The sequence below is a fragment of the Streptomyces sp. NPDC001549 genome (genome assembly GCF_042894025.1).
In the GTDB taxonomy this organism is placed as follows: Bacteria; Actinomycetota; Actinomycetes; order Streptomycetales; family Streptomycetaceae; genus Streptomyces; species Streptomyces kutzneri.
Genome location: NZ_JBIAVJ010000031.1, coordinates 20,326 through 33,976 on the forward strand (window position 1 = coordinate 20,326; position 13,651 = coordinate 33,976).

At 72.4% G+C, this 13,651-nt stretch carries 12 protein-coding genes; 4 read left to right on the forward strand and 8 right to left on the reverse strand.

What is annotated here, in order from left to right; genetic code table 11:
- Window positions 1–28: 28 nt before the first annotated feature.
- The 3 genes from ACFY04_RS36345 to ACFY04_RS36355 all read right to left on the reverse strand — a co-directional run bounded on the left by ACFY04_RS36345 (window position 29) and on the right by ACFY04_RS36355 (window position 5,093).
- The gene (locus tag ACFY04_RS36345) at window positions 29–538 is read right to left on the reverse strand and encodes a protein phosphatase (protein WP_389123813.1); all 510 of its coding nucleotides are present in this window, start codon (window positions 536–538) and stop codon (window positions 29–31) included.
- A gap of 48 nt (window positions 539–586) precedes the next feature.
- A complete protein-coding gene (locus ACFY04_RS36350; RefSeq protein ID WP_389123814.1) occupies window positions 587–1,342 on the reverse strand; it encodes a hypothetical protein in 756 nt (251 codons plus the stop codon).
- Between the two features lie 130 nt (window positions 1,343–1,472).
- Window positions 1,473–5,093, reverse strand: coding sequence for a S8 family serine peptidase (locus ACFY04_RS36355; protein WP_389123815.1), 3,621 nt, complete (start codon window positions 5,091–5,093; stop codon window positions 1,473–1,475).
- A 164-nt stretch (window positions 5,094–5,257) separates the two neighbouring features.
- On the opposite strand from ACFY04_RS36355, the gene ACFY04_RS36360 reads away from it, so the two are divergent.
- The 3 genes from ACFY04_RS36360 (at window position 5,258) to ACFY04_RS36370 (ending at window position 9,102) form a co-directional block, all read left to right on the forward strand.
- Complete coding sequence (locus tag ACFY04_RS36360) at window positions 5,258–6,739, forward strand: MFS transporter (RefSeq protein ID WP_389123817.1); 1,482 nt, start codon at window positions 5,258–5,260, stop codon at window positions 6,737–6,739.
- 4 nt (window positions 6,740–6,743) lie between these two features.
- The gene (locus ACFY04_RS36365; protein ID WP_389123820.1) at window positions 6,744–7,388 is read left to right on the forward strand and encodes a DUF6629 family protein; all 645 of its coding nucleotides are present in this window, start codon (window positions 6,744–6,746) and stop codon (window positions 7,386–7,388) included.
- A 73-nt stretch (window positions 7,389–7,461) separates the two neighbouring features.
- On the forward strand, window positions 7,462–9,102 hold the full coding sequence (locus ACFY04_RS36370) for a GMC oxidoreductase (RefSeq protein ID WP_389123822.1): 1,641 nt from the start codon (window positions 7,462–7,464) through the stop codon (window positions 9,100–9,102).
- A gap of 80 nt (window positions 9,103–9,182) precedes the next feature.
- Here the strand turns inward: ACFY04_RS36370 and ACFY04_RS36375 are convergent, their stop codons facing one another.
- From ACFY04_RS36375 to ACFY04_RS36390, 4 genes are all read right to left on the reverse strand, one after another.
- Window positions 9,183–9,662, reverse strand: a complete 480-nt coding sequence (locus ACFY04_RS36375; protein WP_314247523.1) for a carboxymuconolactone decarboxylase family protein — start codon at window positions 9,660–9,662, stop codon at window positions 9,183–9,185.
- Window positions 9,659–10,741 carry a dihydrodipicolinate reductase gene (locus ACFY04_RS36380; protein ID WP_389123826.1) on the reverse strand — a complete coding sequence of 361 codons (1,083 nt, stop codon included), beginning with the start codon at window positions 10,739–10,741 and terminating at the stop codon, window positions 9,659–9,661. The genes ACFY04_RS36375 and ACFY04_RS36380 overlap by 4 nt, the downstream gene beginning before the upstream one ends.
- Before the next feature lie 70 nt (window positions 10,742–10,811).
- A complete protein-coding gene (locus tag ACFY04_RS36385; protein ID WP_389123828.1) occupies window positions 10,812–11,003 on the reverse strand; it encodes a DUF6126 family protein in 192 nt (63 codons plus the stop codon).
- Window positions 11,004–11,019: 16 nt separating this feature from the next.
- Complete coding sequence (locus ACFY04_RS36390) at window positions 11,020–11,691, reverse strand: helix-turn-helix domain-containing protein (RefSeq protein ID WP_389123831.1); 672 nt, start codon at window positions 11,689–11,691, stop codon at window positions 11,020–11,022.
- 101 nt (window positions 11,692–11,792) lie between these two features.
- Between ACFY04_RS36390 and ACFY04_RS36395 the strand changes: the two genes are divergently transcribed.
- Entirely contained in the window at window positions 11,793–12,014 is a 222-nt protein-coding gene (locus ACFY04_RS36395; protein WP_389123833.1) for a hypothetical protein, read from the forward strand.
- On the opposite strand, the gene ACFY04_RS36400 is transcribed toward ACFY04_RS36395, so the two are convergent.
- Window positions 12,011–13,543 (reverse strand): ATP-dependent DNA ligase, encoded by a 1,533-nt coding sequence (locus tag ACFY04_RS36400; protein WP_389123834.1) that lies wholly within the window; start codon window positions 13,541–13,543, stop codon window positions 12,011–12,013. The two genes, ACFY04_RS36395 and ACFY04_RS36400, sit on opposite strands and share 4 nt — an antisense overlap.
- Window positions 13,544–13,651: the final 108 nt, after the last annotated feature.

The following is a 13,651-nucleotide window of genomic DNA, read 5'->3' on the forward strand; positions in this document are numbered from 1 at the left end:
CTGTGCAGTCCGCGCTCCGAGGACCACGTCAGGGGTCCAGCCCGACCAGCAGTGCCGCGATGTCCAGTCCGGCGGTGAGGTAGGAGGTGAAGGCCTCGTTGTGCAGGGCCCATGGCGAGCGGCCTCGGCGCACACGGGCGATGGCCTCGGCGGGTGTCAGTCCCCGGTCGACGAGGCACTGGGCGACGACGAGGCCGGACCTGTTGTAGCCCGAGTGGCAGCGGACCAGTGTGGTGAGGCCCGAGTCGAGGGCGAGTCCGGCGGTGCGGGCGAGGCGCTGGACGGTGTGGAGCTGGTCGGTGGTGAGCGCGGCGTCCGGCATTTCCGCCACGACGTGCTCCGCGCGTGGTCCCGGGCCGTGGCCGGTCCGGGTGAAGAGGCTGATGACGAGGTCGAACTCGTCCTCCACGACGACGGGCCACAGCTCACCGGCCGGGTCGGTCCAGTAGTGGCCTCCCATCCACAGGCCTGGTGCGATCTCGTCCCACGGGGAAGGCGGCCCGGGTACGTCCCGGTCGCGCCGTCGGGTCTTCCTCATACGGCCGGCCTCCTGGGGACGGCCTCCAGGATCTCATACAACAGGCCCTCATTCAGCGGCAGTTGGTGCGAAGGCCGCTTCGCGGAAGGCAGTGCGCGGCGCACCTCGCCCGACGGTCGGCAGGAGGACCGCCCAGCGGCGGTGGCGGGGGGAGACCCAGAGGGCCGGGCCACCGTCCTGCGGGGCGTGGTGGGTCCAGACCCCGTGCGGGGCGGGGTCCCAGAGCAGGCCGCGGGCGGGGGTGAGTTCACCGGTGCGGATCCGGAGCGACTCGGTGGTCCAGGCGCGGCTGACGCCCGCCGGGTCCACCGGGTCCAGGAGGTGGCACAGGAAGCGGACGAGGTCGGCGAGGGGCGCACGGAGGGTGCCGTCGGTGAAGCGGGTGCCGGTCATGCCCAGGGGGTGCCAGACCCGGGTGGCCGCGAGGTCGGCGAGCGGGCGGCCGGAGAGCTGTTCGGCGAGGCGGGTGAGGTGGGTGAGGTGGGTGAGGGCGGCGGTCCCGCCCGGGTGCGTGAGGAGGTGGTGGGCGGTGGTCCCGGCGGGGATGCCCTCGGCGGCCGTGTCCCCGTATGCGGCGAGCGGCGTGTGCAGCCGCAGCGCGCCCTCGTCGACGAGGCTGCCGATGACCGGCCAGAGCGCGAGGGCGCCGCTGAGGGCGTCCACGTCGAAGGCGGCGTCGGCGGGGTGTCCGCCGTCCGAACCCGCCTGTGGTCCCCCGGGTCCGCCGACGGCCCACACCGCCCCGGGGTCGGCGGACTCCACGAGGGCCCGGACGGCGGTGGCCTGGTCGCACAGGGGGGTCATGGTCGCCCACGTTAACGAGCCGGGCGGCGGCGACCCGGCAGGCCGCCGCGGAGTCCGTGCTCCCGCCACCCGAATGCCCCCGCGGCAGCAGGAAGGGGCGGGGCGCCGGCAGGCGCCCCGCCCCCGTGTTCTACCGGCCGGGCTGGCTCTTGTCCGGGCGGTCGGTCACCCGCAGGGTGTTCAGCAGGGGCTTGCCGAATCCGCTGTGCGTGACGAAGCGGACGTTGAGGACCCCGTCCGTGACCGTGACCGTGTACGTACGGGTCAGGGCCTTGTAGGTGCCCGCCTCCAGGGAGATGTCCAGGGAGGGAAGGACCTGCGTGCCCTCGGCCAGGACGTCGAAGACGCGCTTGTCGGGCTTGGTGGAGGAGAGCTCCGCGAACCCGAGCTCCACCGTGTAGGTACCGTTCGGCACGTTGTCGAAGCGGTACTCGTACATGCCCTCACGGGCGTTGCGGAACAGCCGCTGCTCGTCCGTGCCGGCGATGGTGCGGCCGGTGGCCTCCACGGTGCTGTTGCCCTGGTAGCCGTAGGAGCCGGGCGTGTACTTGCGGTCCGGGGACCAGGCGTCACCCAGGCCGTCCGTGGTGGTGTAGCCGGATCCCGCGTCCAGGCCGACCTGATAGCGCGGGACGACGACCTTGACCGGGACGGAGAGCACCGGGGTCCGGCCGCTCGCCGAGGTGATCTTCAGGTCGGCGGTCAGGACCGCGCCCGGGGTCAGTCCGGTCGTGTCGACCGAAAGGGTGAGCGGGGTCTTCGCCCCGGTCGCGAGGGTGCCGGTCGCCGGTGTGGCGGTCAGCCAGGTCGCGTCCTCGGACACCGTGAACTCCGTGCCGAGGCCCGGGTTGGTCAGCTCCAGGGTCCGGGTCCGCTGCTGGTTCGCCGGGAGGACGACCTCCACGGACGGCTTGGACGCCGTCACCTTTCCGGTGCGCAGGGACTGGGTCACCGCCGTGACGTCGGCGGCCTTGACGTTCACCGTCGCCGTGGCGGACTCGTACTGGGGTGCCGCCAGCGAGACGGGGAGCGAGCCCGACGGGCTCTGCACGACGTACCCGCCGTCCGCGGCCGTGGTCGCCGACACCGCCGTGTCACCCGTGCCGACGGTCACCGTGGCGCCGGCGACGCCGTTGCCGTCGTTGGCGTCGAGCACCCGGCCCGCCACCACACCGCTCTTGGTGGTGCGGAAGGCGATGGAGAGGCCGTCCGTGATGACCGCGGTGTTGAAGGAGTACTTGAAGGCGTCGGTGCCGGCCGCGTTCTCCACGCCGACGGTGGCCGTGGAGCCGCCCTTGATGCCGGTGCCGCCGGTCCCCTTGTAGGAGTAGGAGACGGTGCCGTCCTCGCCGATGGCGGCCGAGAAGGAGAACTTGTCGGCCTGCGCCGACCAGTGGGACACCTGGCGCCACTCGATCACGTAGCTGCGGTGCGGAGCGGTGCCGCTGACGCCGGTGAAGACGCCGGAGCCGCTGCCCGCGGCGCCGACGACGAGGTCGTCCCAGAACGGGTACAGGGCCGCGTTGGGCGTGGCCGTGCTCGGGAGGTCCCCGTTGATGTCGCCGGTGTTGTTGCCGCCGAAGCTGACGGTGCCGTTGGTGCCGATCCAGGCCTGGCCGTACGTCTTGCCGTACAGGGGCAGCGGGAAGGGCAGGTCGACGCGCTCGGTGGTGTTGTCACCGGTGAGCGCGAGCTGGCGGGTGCCCTCGGTGTACGGGCGGTCGCCGGCGGCGGCGCAGGCGTAGCCGTAGCCGTCGGTGCGTTCGGGCAGGTTCACCGCGACGGTGGCGTCGCCGGCGACGGTCACCTTCGCCGTGCCGCCGGTGACGCAGCGGGAGGCGTGGGTGGCGTTCACGTCGTACGTGCCGTGCGGCAGGGTGACCTCGAAGCGGCCCTGGCCGTCGGCGGTCGCGGTCACCGGGGTGTCCGCGATGGTGACGGTGGCGCCCGCGGCGGGGCCGGCGGCCGAGGAGACGGTGCCGGTGAGCTTGCCGGAGGCGGCCTGGGTGAGGGTGAAGTCGCCGGTGGCGGTGGCGTTCTCGGTGACCGTGGCCGTCCCGGTCTGCTGCCCGTAGCCGAACTTGGCCGCGGTCAGGGCGTAGTCGCCGACCGAGAGGGAGGCGAAGCGGTAGCTGCCGTCGGCCGCGGTGGTGGTCGTACGGTCGATCGGGCCGTCGGCGGTGATCTTCACGCCCGCGACGGGCTGGCCGCCGGAGCGTACGGTGCCGCCGAGCGAGCCGATGGCGCCGCGCGGGGCGGCGGTCACGGCGGCGAGGACGTCGAGGCGGCCCTCACCGAAGACGTTGTTGTCGGCGGCGTTGCCGCCGCACTGGCTGCTGTCGGTGTCCAGGGCGGTGCCGTCCAGGAGCGACTCGGTCTGCGCGATGTCGCCTTCCAGGGCGGGTGCGGCGGACCAGAGCAGGGCGACGGCGGCCGCGGTGTGCGGGGAGGCCATCGAGGTACCGGAGAAGGCCTCGTATCCGCCGCCGGGGACGGAGGAGCGGACGTTCACGCCGGGGGCGGCGATGTTCGGCTTGACGATGCCACCGGGGCCCGCGCCGCGCGAGGAGAAGGACGCGATCGCGTTGTTGATGTCGAAGGCGCCGGAGCTGTAGGAGCTGGCGTAGTCGCCGGGCGAGCCGGCGGTGTTGCAGCTCGGGCCGGCGTTGCCGTTGGAGAAGGCCGGGAAGATGCCGGCGGCCCGCCAGGTGTCGACGATCTGCTGGTACCAGGTGTCGCCGCCGCTCCCGCCCCAGGAGTTGTTGACGATGTGCGGGGCGAGGTCGGGGCGCGGGTTCTGGCCGCTCGGATCGGTCGGGGCGACGATCCACTGGCCCGAGGCGAGGAGGGAGGCCTCGGAGCAGGAGTTCGACTCGCAGCCCTTGGCCGCGATCCACTTGGCGCCGGGGGCCACGCCGATCTTGTTGGCGCCGCCGTCGTCGCCGACCATCGTGCCCATCGTGTGGGTGCCGTGGTCGTTGTTGTCGCACGGTGCCGCGGTGGTGCACACGCCCGCCGGGTCGAACCAGTTGTAGGCGTGGTCGTACGTGCCGTCCGCCTTCTTGCCGCGGTACTGGTTGTTCACGGCCGGGTGGGTGTAGTCCACGCCGCTGTCGATGTTGGCGACGACGATGCCCTCGCCGCGCACCCCGGCCTGGTCCCAGACCTGCGGGGCCTTGATCCGGTCGATGTTCCACTCGATGGCGTCGGCGACGGCCTTCTCCCGCTTGCCCTCGGTGGGCTTGGGGAGGTCGACCTTGTCGTCGGCGTCGATCCGGGCGACCTCGGGGCGCTGGGCGAGGGTCCCGGCGAGCTTCTGGCTGCCGACTACGCGCACGGCGTTCACGATCCAGTACGAGGTGTACTCGGCGCCGGCGCCCTGCAGGGCCTTGACGACCTCGGCCTGGCTGCGGGCGGCGTGGTCCTTCTTGATCCGCAGAACCGTTTCGGCCTTGGCGGCGCGGGTCTGCTGCTTCCCCGCGGCGGTGAGGTCGGCCGCGCTGTCGAGGTAGACCCAGAAGGCCGCCTTGGCGGAGTCGTCGAGCTGGGCGCGGAGCCCCGGTTCGATCTTGCGCTCGGCCGCGGTCGGGGCGGCGGGGCCGGGGTCCGGCGCGGCCGCGGCGACGCCCGCGCCGATCGGCAGGAGCAGGAACGAGGTGAGGGCGGCGAGCGCCGTGCGTAAGGACCGTGCGGGCCTTGCCGACCTTGTGGGCCGTAGGGCTCGTGGGGACCGATTGTCGCGTTGGGCCACGTGTTGTCTCCTCGTACGCCGTGTGCGGGTTGTGCGGGAAGGGTGCGCGTGACGTGCGCGGGTCATGGTGAAGGAGGCGTCATGTTCATTACAAGAGGGGCTTTTCGGCCGTCCTGCGACCCGCCCCGGTGGCCCGTACCGGCCGCGCGGGCCAGCCTGAAGACATGACTGCGCCCGCCGAGCCGTCCGGAGCCGGTGTCCCGATCGCGTCCGCGCGTGGCCGGTGGATCCTGCTGACCACCGTGCTCGGGTCGACCATGGCCATGCTGGACGGGACCGTGGTGAACGTGGCGCTGCCGCGCATCGGGGAGGATCTCGACGCCGATCTGGCGGTGCTCCAGTGGACGGTGAACGCCTATCTGCTGACCCTGGCCGGGCTGATCCTGGTCGGCGGGTCACTGAGCGACCGCTTCGGGCGGCGCCGGATCTTCGTGCTCGGCGTGGTGTGGTTCGCCGTCGGCTCGCTGCTGTGCGGCATCGCGCCGAACGCCGGGGTGCTGATCGCCGCCCGGGCCCTGCAGGGCATCGGCGGGGCGCTGCTGGCGCCCGGCTCCCTGGCCCTGATCCAGGCGTCCATCCGCGCCGAGGACCGGGGCCGGGCGATCGGCCTGTGGTCGGGGCTCGGCGGGGTGGGCGCGGCCGTGGGACCGTTCCTCGGCGGCTGGCTGGTGGACGGGCCCGGCTGGCGGTGGGTGTTCCTGCTGAACGTTCCGCTGGCTGCGGTGTGCGTGCCGGTCGCGCTGCGGCACGTACCGGAATCGCGGGACCCGCAGGCGCACGGGCGGTTCGACGTGGCCGGGGCGGCACTCGGTGCGAGCTCCCTGGGGCTGGTCACCTACGCGCTGATCGAAGCCCGGTCGGGAGCGGCGGCGGTGATCGTCGCGGCGGTGCTCGGGGTCCTGCTGGGCATCGCCTTCGTCTACGTGGAGCGGCGGCGGCCCGATCCGATGGTGCCGCCGGACATCTTCGCGTCCCGGCAATTCACCGCCGTCAACCTCGTCACCCTGTGCGTGTACGCGGCGATCGGCGGGTTCTTCTTCCTCGTCGTGCTCCAGCTCCAGGTGGTGTCCGGCTACTCGGCGCTGGCCGCCGGGGCCGCGATGCTGCCGACGACCCTTCTCATGCTCCTCCTGTCGGCGCGCTCGGGTGAGCTCGGGGAGCGGATCGGGCCGCGTGTCCCGCTCACGGTGGGGCCGCTGCTGTGTGCGGGCGGGACGCTGCTGATGCTGCGGGTGGGCCCCGCGGCCTCGTACGTACAGGACGTGCTGCCCGCGATGGTCGTCATGGGCATGGGCCTCGTGGCCCTGGTGGCCCCGCTGACGTCGACCGTGCTCGCCTCGGTGGATCCCGGCCGGGCGGGCCTGGCCAGCGGCATCAACAACGCGGCGGCGCGCGTCGCCGGGCTGCTCGCGGTGGCGGCGCTGCCGCTGCTGTCCGGGATGGGGCCGGAGTCGTACCGCTCGGCGACCCAGTTCGACGCCGCTTTCGGGCGGGCCATGCTCTGGTGCACCGGGGCGTTCGTGGCCGGCGCCGCCCTGGCATGGGCGACCGTACGCTCCCACGTGCCCGAGGCGTGCCACCCGCAGTGTCATACGTACTGTGCGGTGTCGGCCCCGCCGCTCGAACCCCGTGAGGAGTCCGGCTGATCCCGTGTGCTGGAGCGCGACGGCCGATCTGGTGGCGGGCACGGCCATCTCCGCCGCCGGGATCGTGTGCCTGGCGCGGGTACGGCGGGCCCGCGACCTGCCGGTCGCCGCGCTGCCGCTGCTGCTGGGCGCGCACCAGCTGATGGAGGCCGCCGTCTGGGGCACGGGCGGCGGCTGCTCCCCGGCCGCCACGGCCTGGGCGGTGATCGCCCTGCCACTGCTGGCGCTCTGGGTGCCGGCCGGGGTCCTGCCGGCGGCCGCGCCCGAGGTCCGGCGCCGCCTGTGGGGGCCCATGGCCGCGGGTCTGGCCACCGCCGCCGTGCTCTCGTACTGCCTCGCGACCCGGCCGGTGACCGCCGAGATCCGGGGCCACCCCATCGGCTACGGCGTGAATGTTCCGTGGATGCCGCTGGTGCTGACGGGTTATCTGTTCGCCACTCTGGGCTCCCTGCTGCTCGGGGGCGACCGGCGGTTGCGGACCCTCGGCGTGGTGCTGGCGGTGGGGGCGCTGGCCTGCTCAGCGCTGTGGCGGCTGGAATTCGCCTCCACCTGGTGCGCCTTCGCGGCGGTCGCGTCGCTGCTGGTCTGGGGCTGGGTCCGGCGCCCGTACACCGCTCCCCTGTCACGTGATCGACCGAAAGTTACCTAGACGTATGTAGTGACTTCACACGCAGGCGGCAGTAGAACTCGTTCCCATTCTGTCATCGAGTGAGGAACGTCACATGAGCGATAAACCGCTGTCTAGAAGTGTCTCCAACGGGATCTCCCGGCGCGGATTTCTCGGTAGAACAGGTTCTGTTATCGGGGCCATGGCCCTGGCGGGCCACATCACCCCGGCCCAGGCGGCCGCCCCACCCGGCCCGGTCTCCGACGGTGCCCGGGTACCGGCCCTGGTCATCGGCACCGGCTACGGCGGATCGGTGGCGGCCCTGCGGCTGGCGCAGGCCGGCGTGGACGTGCAGATGATCGAGATGGGCATGTCCTGGGACACGCCCGGCTCGGACGGCAAGATCTTCCCCAAGGTGACCAGCCCGGACTACCGGTCGTTCTGGCTGCGCACCCGGACCAAGGCGCCGCTCAGCAACTTCCTCGGCTTCCCGATCGACAAGGACGTTCCGAAGTACACCGGGATCCTGGACGCCGAGGACTTCGCCGGCATCACGGTCTACCAGGGCCGCGGGGTCGGCGGCGGTTCGCTGGTCAACGGCGGTATGGCGGTCACGCCCAAGCGCGCGAACTTCGCCGCCGTCCTCCCCTCGGTGGACGCCGACGAGATGTACGCCACCTACTACCCGAGGGCCAACGCCGGTCTCGGGGTCGGCATGATCGACCCGGCCTGGTTCGACACCGCCGACTGCTACCAGTTCTCCCGCGTCGGCCGCAAGCACGCCCAGCGCTCCGGCTTCGCCTGGACCTTCGTACCCGACGTGTACGACTGGGACTACATGAAGCGGGAGGCCGCCGGCACCGCCACCAAGTCGGCCCTGGCCGGCGAGATCCTCTACGGCAACAACGCCGGCAAGAAGTCGCTCGTCCAGACCTATCTCGCGCGGGCGAAGGCCACCGGCCGGGTCGCCATCTCCGCTCTACACAAGGTGACTTCGGTCTCCCCGGCCGCGGGAGGCGGCTACACGGTCACCATCGACCAGATCAACACCACCGGTGACACCGTGGCCACCAAGACGGTGACCGCGGACCGGGTCTTCTTCGCGGCCGGCAGCGTCGGCACCAGCAAGCTCCTGGTCAAGCTGAAGGCCACCGGAGCACTGCCGAACCTCAACGGCGAGGTCGGCAAGGGCTGGGGCGAGAACGGCAACGTCATGTGCGGCCGCGCCAACCACCTGTGGGACCCGACCGGCAAGCTCCAGTCGACCATCCCCTGTTCGGGCATCGACAACTGGGACGCGGGCGGCGCGTTCGCCGAGGTCGCACCACTCCCCACCGGGATCGAGACGTACGCCTCGTTCTACCTGTCGATCACCAAGAACCCGAACCGCGCCGAGTTCACCTGGAACGCGGCGACGGGCACGGCCGAGCTGAGCTGGCAGACCGCCTGGAAACAGCCGTCCGTCTCCATGGCCAAGACGATCTTCGACAAGATCAACTCGAAGGAGGGCACGATCTACCGGACCGACCTGTTCGGTGGCAACAAGATCTGGAACGACACCCTCACCTACCACCCGCTCGGCGGCGCCGTCCTGAACAGGGCGACCGACAACTACGGGCGCCTGCACGGCTACACCGGCCTGTACGTGATCGACGGCGCGCTCATCCCCGGCAACGCGAGCGTGAATCCCTTCGTCACCATCACGGCACTCGCCGAACGCAACATAGAGAAGATCATCGCCACCGACCTTCCGTAGAGCCGCGTCCACCCCCCAGCGGCCGGGGCCATTCGGATCTCCCGAACGGCCCCTTTTGCCTGTGTGCCGCGCCCCGCCGCTCAGTGCCCCGGCAGCACGCAGACGCTGTCCAGGCCGAGCACGTGGTTGAGCCGGCCGAAGGCCAGCCAGGACCCGATGCTCATCGTCAGCTCCACGATCTCCAGCTGGCTGTAGTGCGCGGTCATCCGGTCCCAGAACTCCTCGTCGAGCCCGTGGTGGTCGAGGGTGTACCGCTCGGCGTACTCCGCCGCCAGCCGGGTGCGCTCGTCGAACGCGCCGGTCGTACGCCACTCGGTGACCGCCTCGGAGAACTCCTCCTCGACCTTCTCCCCGTCCCGCTCGGTGCGCCAGTCCAGGCAGAAGACGCACCCGTTGATCTGCGCGACGCGCAGCCGGGCGGCCTCGAACTCGCGCAGGCCCAGGGTGGTGTGGGCGTACACGGACAGGGAGAAGTTCGCGGCGGCCATGCCGATGCCGGGGACCATGTCGCCCCACACGTACTCGATCGGGTGCTGGCCTTCGGGGATGTCGATCCTCATGACTGTTTCCTTCCGAGTCTGCCGGTGGCGGGGCGCAGCGGGATGTCGAGGGCGTCGTAGAGTCCGGGTTCCGCCTCGATGAGCCAGTCGATGGCGCCGACGAGGCGGCCGACGGCGGTGGCGTTGCCGCCCGCCGAGCGGTTCTCGCCCTCGTCCGTGGCCTCGATGGTGACCTCGATGCGCGGGCGGCCCTCGATGACGACCCGGTGGGCGCCGTCGCCGCCGTCGGGCGGCATGGGCCAGTCCGGTGCGCACGAGGCATGGATGCGGGTGACGTGCTCGATGACGATGCGGGGCTCGCCCTCGACGATGCCCTGCACCTCGAAGCGGATCGCCCCCTGGGTGCCGGCCTCGAACTCGCCCATGGTCCTGGTGGTCACCGTGGTGTCGAGCGCGCGGCGGTCCGACGTCTCGCGGATCTCGTCGAGTTCGACCCCGAGCGCCCGGGCCATCATCCGTATCTGCCCGCCCCACACCATGGTGGGGATCGAGGGCATGAGCATCATCGGCTCGTGGTCCATGGGCTGCCCCATGCCCACGAGGTGGCGGACGGAGTCCGGCTGGTCGTAGGTGGAGTAGTCGAAGATCTCCTGGCAGCGGATGACGTCGATGGTGGTGCCGAGTCCGCTGAGCAGGAGCGGGAGTATGTCGTTGCCCCACCCGGGGTCGACACCGGAGGCGAAGAGCGAGCCGCCGCCCTCCGCGACGGCGGCGAGCACCGGGTCGCGGAACTCGGGCGGGGCGCCCAGGTGGTCGTAGAGCGGGTACAGGGCCGGGCTGACGACGACCGCGCCGGACCGGACGGCGCGGGTGATGTCGGCGAGTGCCTCGTCGGGCCGGATGTCTCCGGACGCGGCGTACACCACGGCCTGGGGGCAGGCGGCGAGTACGGCTTCGATGTCGTCGGTGGCCTCTACCCCCAACAGGCGGTCGAGTTGGCCGAGTTCTCCCGCGTCGCGGCCGACCTTGGCTGGATTGTGGACGATGACTGCGCAGAGTTGGAGCGCGGGATGGGCCTCGACGGCACGGATCGCCAGACGGCCCACGTTGCCGGTACCCCAGACAACCGTGGAAATCATGCGCGGAGGGTAGCCACAGGTCCTTTACGTTGCCAGAGTCGCGCGGCCTGAACTCCTCCGTCTCCTCCGGCTACTGGTTTTGGCCTCCCAGGACGAAGAGGAGGTAGACGAAGAAGGCGAAGAGGTGGCCGACGAACAAGTACGCGATCAGCCGGATGATCAGGCCGCGCGGGAACTTGGATTCGAAGCGGGCCCGTATCGTCGCGGGCACGGGCGTGGGAGTGGGAGTGGGCGCGGGCGCGGGCTTCTCGGCTTGGGACATGGGTACGGCTCCTCCGCTATCGGTGGTGCGTGGTCGTGGGCGTGGTGGGCGCGGTCGTGGTGGCGCCGCCGAGGCACAGCCCGGCGAGGCTGCTCTGCAGCAGCGTGTGGACGAAGAGCAGGTCGGCCCCGCCCGGGGAGGCAGCGCCGATCCGGTGCGGGGTGAGCGAGTCGAAGTGCGCGCTGTCCCCGGGCTCCAGCAGGTGCTCGGCCTCTCCCAGGTGCAGCCGCAGCCGCCCTTCCAGGACGTACAGCCATTCCTCGCCGGGGTGTACGCGGACCAGCTCGCCCTGGCTGCGGCCGTGAGGCACGTGCACGCGCAGCGCCTGCATGCCCCGGCCGGAGCCACCGGCCTGCCAGTACGTCCAGCCGTCGGCCTCGCGGGCGCCCGGACCGCCGGCCCGTACGATGGGATCCGCGACGGCGGGGGTCTCGCCGAGCAGCTCGGAGACGGTCGTACCGTAGGTGCGGGCGAGTCCGAGCAGGAGCGGCAGCGAGGGCTGGCGCCGGCCGGTCTCCAGGCGGGACAGGTGGGCGGGCGAGAGCCGGGCCCGTGCGGCGGCGGCCTCCAGGGTGAGTCCGGCGCGGCGGCGCAGGTCCCGCAGCTGCGGGGCCACGGCGGTCAGCTCGTCCGCCGGTTCGTCGGGACCGGCCGCGCCTTCGGGGCCGGTGTCGGATCCGGGTGTCATACCCCCGATTGAGCCAGATTCTTGCCTGCCTGGCAAACCACCTTGCCTCTGAGGCAAACCGCTGCGGCGGGCGGCCCCCGCCTCGCCTGTTCGATGGCCCGTTGCCGGGCGAACGCGTCACCGCGGCTGCGCGGGTTCCGCGCCGTAGAGGCCGGCTCCTCGCCGTGGGCCTGCAGGTGCTCTTCCTGCTCGCGGTCCTCTACGTGCTCCACCGCACCCGGCTCTGGCGCAGACTGCGCGAGGGCGACGGCGACTTCGACGACGAGCAGGGCGGCCGGCCCCCTGCCGGTCCTCGGCCGGCCCCCGGCCGGTCCACCCCCTAGCCGGTGTGTGCCGCCAGGACCGTGGCCACCGTGTCCGCCTCGGTCGCGGTCTTGTCCGGGCGGTGGCGCAGGACGCGGGCGAAGCGGAGGGTCACTCCGGCCGGGTAGCGGGAGGAGCGCTGGAGGCCGTCGTAGGCGATCTCGACGACCAGTTCCGGGCGGACCCGGACGGTGAAGCCGTCGTCCTCGACCGCCAGCCCGCGCAGCCGCTGCGTCTGCCAGCGCAGCATCTCGTCGGTGAGCCCCTTGAAGGTCTTGCCGAGCATGGCGTACGTCCCGTCACCGGCACGCGCCCCCAGGTGCAGGTTCGACAGCAGGCCGGTACGCCGCCCGTGGCCCCATTCGGCGGCGAGGACCACCAGGTCGAGGGTGTGCACCGGCTTCACCTTGAGCCAGTGTCTGCCGCGCCGGCCGGCCGCGTAGGACGAGTCCAGTGACTTGACGACGACCCCCTCGTGGCCGCGGCGCAACGTCTCGGCCCAGAACTCCTCGGCCTCGGCGCCCTGCTCCCCCGGGTCCTCGACGGCGAGGCGGCGGACCCGGGCGTCCTCGGGGACGAGCGCGGTGAGGGCCGCGTACCGATCGCGCACCGGCAGGTCGAGGAGGACGTCCTCGCCCACGGCCAGGACGTCGAAGAAGTAGGGGACGACCGGGAGCGTCCGCCGGGCGGCCTCGACGTCGGCCCGCGAGCCGACCCGGCTCGCGATCTCCTGGAAGGGGACGGGGCGGCCGTCCGCCGCCCGTCCGATGACCTCGCCGTCGAGGATGAACCGCTCCCCGGGCAGCGACCGGGCCAGCTCCGCCACCTCCGGCAGCCGCCCGGTGATCTCGTCCAGGGAGCGCGTGTAGATCCGTATGTCGTCGCCCTCGCGGTGGACCTGGACCCGGATCCCGTCCAGCTTCTCCTCCACCGCGCACGGCCCGAGCACCGCCAGCGCCTCGGCGACCGACTTGGCCGTGCCCGCCAGCATCGGCTGGACGGGCTGCCCCACGCGCAGCGTGACCGTGCGCAGGGCCTGCGCGCCCTCGGCCAGGACGGCCGCCGCCACCCGCGCCAGCGAGCCGTCCAGCATCACCGCCCGGCGCAGTGCGGCCGCCGGTACCTGGGCGGCCGCTGCCACGCCTTCCAGGGCCACCGCGTCGAGCGCGCCCTGGCGCACCTCGCCGGACAGCAGGGCGCGCAGGAACACCTGCTCGGGCCCGGTGGCCCGGCCCAGCAGGCCGGCGAGGATCCGGCCGCGCCGCTCCACGGACCCGGTGCCCGCCACCGTCGCGAGTTCACCGACCGCGGTGTCGACGTCCCGGACGGTCAGGACCGGGTCGGTCGCCGGTTCGATCTCCTGGGCGAGCGAGCGCCAGCCGATGCCCGGGCGGCCCTGCGGGAGGCGCCCGGAGAGGTAGGAGATGACCAGGCCGGCCTCCTCGGGGGGCGCGGCGGCGAAGAGCTCGGCGAGCAGGGCGCTCTTGCGGGACCGGGCGGAGGTGTCGGCGACCTCCCGGGACACGCGTGCGACGTCGGCCAGCAGCATGCGGCCATCCTCCCGCCCGCGGATGTGCCGCGCAGGTCGGGGGCGGGCCGGGACGGGCCAGGGCCTGTGGCGTGTACCGCAGCTGCGGTACACGCGGGGCCCGGCCTA

Coding starts and splice junctions, on each gene's coding strand:
- ACFY04_RS36345 (WP_389123813.1), bottom strand. CDS start 538: ATGAGGAAGACCCGACGGCGCGACCGGGACGTACCCGGGCCGCCTTCC.
- ACFY04_RS36390 (WP_389123831.1), bottom strand. CDS start 11,691: ATGACACCCGGATCCGACACCGGCCCCGAAGGCGCGGCCGGTCCCGAC.
- ACFY04_RS36350 (WP_389123814.1), bottom strand. CDS start 1,342: ATGACCCCCCTGTGCGACCAGGCCACCGCCGTCCGGGCCCTCGTGGAG.
- ACFY04_RS36400 (WP_389123834.1), bottom strand. CDS start 13,543: ATGCTGCTGGCCGACGTCGCACGCGTGTCCCGGGAGGTCGCCGACACC.
- ACFY04_RS36385 (WP_389123828.1), bottom strand. CDS start 11,003: ATGTCCCAAGCCGAGAAGCCCGCGCCCGCGCCCACTCCCACTCCCACG.
- ACFY04_RS36375 (WP_314247523.1), bottom strand. CDS start 9,662: ATGAGGATCGACATCCCCGAAGGCCAGCACCCGATCGAGTACGTGTGG.
- ACFY04_RS36360 (WP_389123817.1), top strand. CDS start 5,258: ATGACTGCGCCCGCCGAGCCGTCCGGAGCCGGTGTCCCGATCGCGTCC.
- ACFY04_RS36380 (WP_389123826.1), bottom strand. CDS start 10,741: ATGATTTCCACGGTTGTCTGGGGTACCGGCAACGTGGGCCGTCTGGCG.
- ACFY04_RS36370 (WP_389123822.1), top strand. CDS start 7,462: ATGAGCGATAAACCGCTGTCTAGAAGTGTCTCCAACGGGATCTCCCGG.